Genomic DNA, 4749 nt, shown 5'->3' on the forward strand with positions numbered 1-4749 from the left:
CGTCCCACACAAGTCGGTTTGACATTTTAGGAATCTTATCCTATGACTTCTTAGAGGCTATTGGGAAGGATTCGGGATGTTTGTGGGGTATGCGAGAACCAGCACCGTCGAGCAGCAAGCAGGTTATGAGGCTCAGCTTCGTGATCTTAAATCGCAGGGTTGCGACAAGGTTTTCAGGGAGCAGGTGTCTTCCGTAAATTCGCATCGCCCGGAACTAGAGCGAGCAATTGAGTTCGTGCGAGAAAACGATGTTCTCGTTGTAACCCGACTTGATCGGCTCGCCCGCTCCGTTGGCGACCTGCAACAGATTGTTGGCAGGCTGGAGGCCAAAAAGGTCGGGTTGAAGATACTAGACATGGCGATTGATACGTCCTCGGCAACCGGCAGACTTCTCATGAATCTCGTGGGCTCTATCGCCCAGTTTGAGCGAGAAATCATGCTGGCACGACAACGTGAGGGTATTGCGAAAGCTAAGGCCGAGAAAAAATTCCTTGGGCGGGCACCTACCGCCAGACGCAAAACGTCTTCGGTTGTGTCGATGCACGGTGCCGGAAAGAAGCCAACCGATATCGCTAAGGAGCTCGGCATTGGGCGTTCGTCTGTCTATCGCATTCTGGCAGACGCAGCGTAGGGGCGCTGCATTGAAAACGGCAATCGAAGAACTGTCGGATCAGCTACCGCCGGAAGCTCAATGGTGGATCAAGGGCTATCGCAGGTGCCCGTATCGAAATTCATCTCCTCCTGCGTGAAGCTGGTCCAGCAAGCTTCTCCACGCATTGGCGTAAGCACAAAGCCGAACTGGACGCACCTCAACGCAGCTTCCTCACAAGGGCTGTGGAGAACCGCAAGACCTGACCTCGGAGGTGCACGCTCGGTGGCTTATTGCAACTGATCTAACTGCGTGAGACTGGCTTCAGGATAGCAATTAACGGAGCCCACATGCTGAACGCAGAAGAAGGCCGGAAGCTGTTCGAACTTGGTATGGCCCATGCCACCCGGTACGATAGCGAGAAGGCCATCGAGTACTATACGAGGTCAATTGCTGCCTCCCCAAATCCATCTCCTTACATCAACAGGGCGAACCTTCTGTGCAAGAGGCTCAGGTATCACGAGGCATTGCACGATCTGCTTGAGGCCAGAAAGTTGGATCGTGCTCAGTCAAACGAGTTCACAGAGGTGCTTCGGCGTGAGATCGGGTACGCCGAGGCTATAACGAACTTTTACAGAAACGGGCTACGAGACCGCCTCTTGGAGGATTTGGACAGAAATGGAGACGATTTCGTTGCTGGGAAGATTTTCTCTGCATCTTTCGGATTCAGTCACAATCTTTGGGAAAATGGATATATTCACCCGCTGTCCGAACATCATTTTTTCAACGAATTGGATAACGTGAGGAAGTTTGATCGACTCAACCTATATCCAGAAGTTGAAGGATACATAGAAAACTACCCAATCGAATTCATTGAGATGAAAATATCGAACTGCAAGGATTTAGATTACTACCAAAAGGCGTCACAGGCCTTACATTCTTTTTTGTGTTCATATGACGAGCAAGACATGATATCAATCAGGCGAATTATTATATATCGCTTGCATGAATCTATATTAGACGACGAATATGGGATGGCCAGCCTTTCGAACAGCTATCCAGAAGTAACCAAAGAGGCTTATAGGTTTATTCACGGAGAAGAGTTCTCAGAGGAAGATATCTAGTGGGATTTAGAGGATAGAGACGATTGCGAACCGGGTCGCAGCTTCAACATCAGGCGCCACCGACCCACAGCGCCATTTTCGTCGGCGTTTTAAGGTTGACGGCTTGCTGTTCGAGTTCGCCGCTACCAACGGCGGCCCGGTGGTATTCCGAACCATCGGCGGGGCAACCCCGCTGAAAGCCTTTGCAGGCGGCTCATGGTTGGCATGGGACGCCGAGGTCGCTCAGTTCACGGAAGGCGGCTACTTTCGAAATGGATTTCCCGTTCTGCGGCACGTTGTGGCGTTGACCGCAGAATGGGTCCAGCGGGAAAAGCCCTACAGCTTCCATTTCGAGGCGACCGACGACAGAAAACACCGGATTTATGAATACCTCGTCGCACGATACGGCAGGTCGATAGCTCACCGTTATACATCCTATCGGGACGGCTGCCTGTTCTGCTTTGTGCGCAGGTCCAATCCATAGTTTCTGCACTCAATCCGTGCCGAGCAGATTATCGCCCGTTTGACTGCCGTACTTACGGAGCCGATTCGGAAAACGGCAAAATATTATACCTGTTCTATAGATCAAAAAGCAATAATATTTCGTAAAAAATCAACAACTCTTTGCCTACATATGTCTGACACAATGTAATACGCATCAATATTCTTCCAATTCGCTAAGCGGATTGTCGGTCAGCATTTCCATTTTGTCATATCGCCAAGCGATTTATCATGAGCATTTTTGAAAAGGCATTGCGCCACCAACGTTATAATTGTATCTATTAGAAAGGAAAAGAAAAATGGATATAGACGAATTACTCCAATCAATGGACGGAGATAAAGCACCAAAATCAATACAGGCTATAATTGACAATTTTAGAGAAGACTATCGAGTAATTTATATGGAGTTTAGGACTTCAGTTCATAGCGATAGATATCAAATCGCAAACTTCCAGCTATCGCAGCTTTTGGTCGAAATGAATTTGGCGATTCTATATATTTTGCAATCTGCGAATTTGGACCCAAAACGTTATGTTTAGCATCCGTCTCGATCAGCCAACACAAGACGCTCTGGGTATCCTCGCAAAACGATCCTCGCTCGATACCAGTGCGTTTGTCCGGAAGATCATCAACAACTACCTTGCCAAGAACCGCACCAAGGTGGCTAAGGAGCTGATTTTTAACGAGGTGCAAAAGCACGATCTGAATCAGTTCGTCACCATTCCATTCGTACAAGCAAGCGATCCGGAGGCGGCCTATCGGCGGCTGTCCGGAAAGACCAAAAATGCCACCACGCCGGCCAAGCCATTTGCCCTTTTCGAAAGGGATCGCCCCACAGGAGAGCGATTGGTGAAAGCCTACTTCTCGGCCATGCGCAGGAAGTTTGGCTCAAAAGGAAATCTGCCCGCATTGGGCGTCTATGAGACGGTGAAGAAGAACGGCATCGATGCCACCTTCTTGCACTATCACTGCCTGCTGGCCATTCCAGAGCCCGAGGAAGGCCGTTTCGCCGAGGCTACCTCCGATTTCTGGACAAGCGTAGGAAACCGTCACTTTGGCGCTCCCATAACATGCCAAGTGGAACGAGCGAATTCAAAGGATGCCGTGGCTCAATATGCGTTGAAAAACGTCAATGACGATTATCCACTCGACTCGATCATCATGGTGGGTTTCGACCCGCCGACACCAAGTGCTGGCTACCCGCTGACAGCTCAAAACGATGTAAATCGCATTTGATTTGATTCTCCTCGATGTGGCAGATTGTGATTGGGTTTAGGGGACGGGCATGACTAACATCGAACTGGTGAACGGAAAAGTTTCCGAGGCCCGTTTCAAGATCATTGCCGGCGGCATCGAACATCGTTCGGATGCGTTGTTATGGACCGCCTTTGTTGGCTTAATCTTGGCTTTTGGCGGCTTCCCCACCTATACGGCTCAGGCCTCATCTGAGGAACCCCGTACCATTTCTTGCACCCAACCGGTGCCAGAGTTCAGGCTCGTTCCAATGTCCAAAGGTGGTCGACAATGGAACCCCACAAGTGATCAGATCACGAAACTATGTGGGTGCATCTGGGCAAAGTTCCCGGCTGGCGGCTGGGAGCGAGAGACTTCCCGAAAAATTAGAGTCGGCGAAGCCCCCGGTTGGCGGCGTGAAGCATTCCATAAACGCTTAAAACAAGCGCTTCATCAATGCGGCATTTAAGGCTGCCGGCGGTTAAAGCGTCTTTTGAGCTACCCGCACATCCATGCCGTCTGTTCGGTCGCTGCGGCCCTTGTAGAGGGCTTTGGGCGATGGTTCGGCCATGCGAATGGGTTTTGCACGACAGCGCATTCGAACTGCGGATGTCGCTGCCGGCCTGAAGGGCCCACCTCAGGCTCGATAAGTGAGCCGTCACCAGCACCGTGTATTCTAGGCAAACTCCATACCCTTCACGTTGCCGCCCAACCGGATGCCGATCTTGCTGCCATCCTTGTTGTGGACGTAGTCGGAAGCGTCAGGATTGCCCGATACAGCAAATGGTTTCCTTGGATTGGAGTAGTTCACAAACACCGTGCGTTCACCGCCACCAACAAACCTGACCGTGTAGAAGGAATGCACCAACTCCCCGATATCCATCCGTTTCAATTCGATGTGGTCTACCAAGGTTTTGATGTGTTGTGCGGCCTTGGCTCTGAGATTGTACAGGTCGATAGTACTGATGTCGGTTGGGAATGTGATCCTGTTGGATTCTTGGGCGGCGCTTCGTTCCAATTGAATCGCATTTCTTTCGTCGTCCAACTTGGCGACACGCTCCTTTATGTCGTCCAGAATCCTCTTGTGGTGCTGCATCTTCGGCTTCAACAAATCCACCGGCATGGTGTCGTCGAGCATCATTTCAGCCAACTTGTTCACCTTGGATTCCAAATCGATTTTCTGGCCTTCCAACGCCTGCATCTGTCCGATAATTTCAGTATGACGAGAAGCGCTGCCACCGTGAATGATGGCCTTCATATCGAGTTCGTTCACGAGTGTCAGAAACGACTCTTCAAACACGCTGTAGTTCCATGGGCGATGGT

The 4749-nt window shown here is 50.5% G+C and carries 7 protein-coding genes; 6 read left to right on the forward strand and 1 reads right to left on the reverse strand.

What is annotated here, in order from left to right:
* Positions 1-76: 76 nt before the first annotated feature.
* The 6 genes from EOB49_RS31860 to EOB49_RS31885 all read left to right on the forward strand — a co-directional run bounded on the left by EOB49_RS31860 (position 77) and on the right by EOB49_RS31885 (position 3895).
* The gene (locus EOB49_RS31860; protein ID WP_127383307.1) at positions 77-631 is read left to right on the forward strand and encodes a recombinase family protein; all 555 of its coding nucleotides are present in this window, start codon (positions 77-79) and stop codon (positions 629-631) included.
* Between the two features lie 308 nt (positions 632-939).
* Entirely contained in the window at positions 940-1713 is a 774-nt protein-coding gene (locus EOB49_RS31865) for a hypothetical protein (protein WP_127383308.1), read from the forward strand.
* 103 nt (positions 1714-1816) lie between these two features.
* Positions 1817-2176 carry a hypothetical protein gene (locus EOB49_RS31870; RefSeq protein ID WP_127383309.1) on the forward strand — a complete coding sequence of 120 codons (360 nt, stop codon included), beginning with the start codon at positions 1817-1819 and terminating at the stop codon, positions 2174-2176.
* A gap of 316 nt (positions 2177-2492) precedes the next feature.
* Positions 2493-2732 carry a hypothetical protein gene (locus EOB49_RS31875; protein ID WP_127383310.1) on the forward strand — a complete coding sequence of 80 codons (240 nt, stop codon included), beginning with the start codon at positions 2493-2495 and terminating at the stop codon, positions 2730-2732.
* Positions 2725-3429, forward strand: coding sequence for a hypothetical protein (locus EOB49_RS31880; protein ID WP_127383311.1), 705 nt, complete (start codon positions 2725-2727; stop codon positions 3427-3429). Before EOB49_RS31875 ends, EOB49_RS31880 begins: the two co-directional genes overlap by 8 nt.
* A 49-nt stretch (positions 3430-3478) precedes the next feature.
* Positions 3479-3895: a hypothetical protein gene (locus EOB49_RS31885; RefSeq protein WP_127383312.1), complete on the forward strand. Its 417-nt coding sequence runs from the start codon at positions 3479-3481 to the stop codon at positions 3893-3895.
* 207 nt (positions 3896-4102) lie between these two features.
* On the opposite strand, the gene EOB49_RS31890 is transcribed toward EOB49_RS31885, so the two are convergent.
* Positions 4103-4726 carry a hypothetical protein gene (locus tag EOB49_RS31890; protein ID WP_127383313.1) on the reverse strand — a complete coding sequence of 208 codons (624 nt, stop codon included), beginning with the start codon at positions 4724-4726 and terminating at the stop codon, positions 4103-4105.
* Positions 4727-4749 lie beyond the last annotated feature (23 nt).

Origin of the sequence: Mesorhizobium sp. M7A.F.Ca.MR.148.00.0.0 (genome assembly GCF_003997735.1) — a bacterium.
Lineage (GTDB): Bacteria > Pseudomonadota > Alphaproteobacteria > Rhizobiales > Rhizobiaceae > Mesorhizobium.

What these genes read in the sequence shown, in the direction of transcription:
- EOB49_RS31860 (WP_127383307.1), top strand. Translation starts at nt 77, where the DNA reads ATGTTTGTGGGGTATGCGAGAACCAGCACCGTCGAGCAGCAAGCAGGT.
- EOB49_RS31865 (WP_127383308.1), top strand. Translation starts at nt 940, where the DNA reads ATGCTGAACGCAGAAGAAGGCCGGAAGCTGTTCGAACTTGGTATGGCC.
- EOB49_RS31875 (WP_127383310.1), top strand. Translation starts at nt 2,493, where the DNA reads ATGGATATAGACGAATTACTCCAATCAATGGACGGAGATAAAGCACCA.
- EOB49_RS31880 (WP_127383311.1), top strand. Translation starts at nt 2,725, where the DNA reads ATGTTTAGCATCCGTCTCGATCAGCCAACACAAGACGCTCTGGGTATC.
- EOB49_RS31885 (WP_127383312.1), top strand. Translation starts at nt 3,479, where the DNA reads ATGACTAACATCGAACTGGTGAACGGAAAAGTTTCCGAGGCCCGTTTC.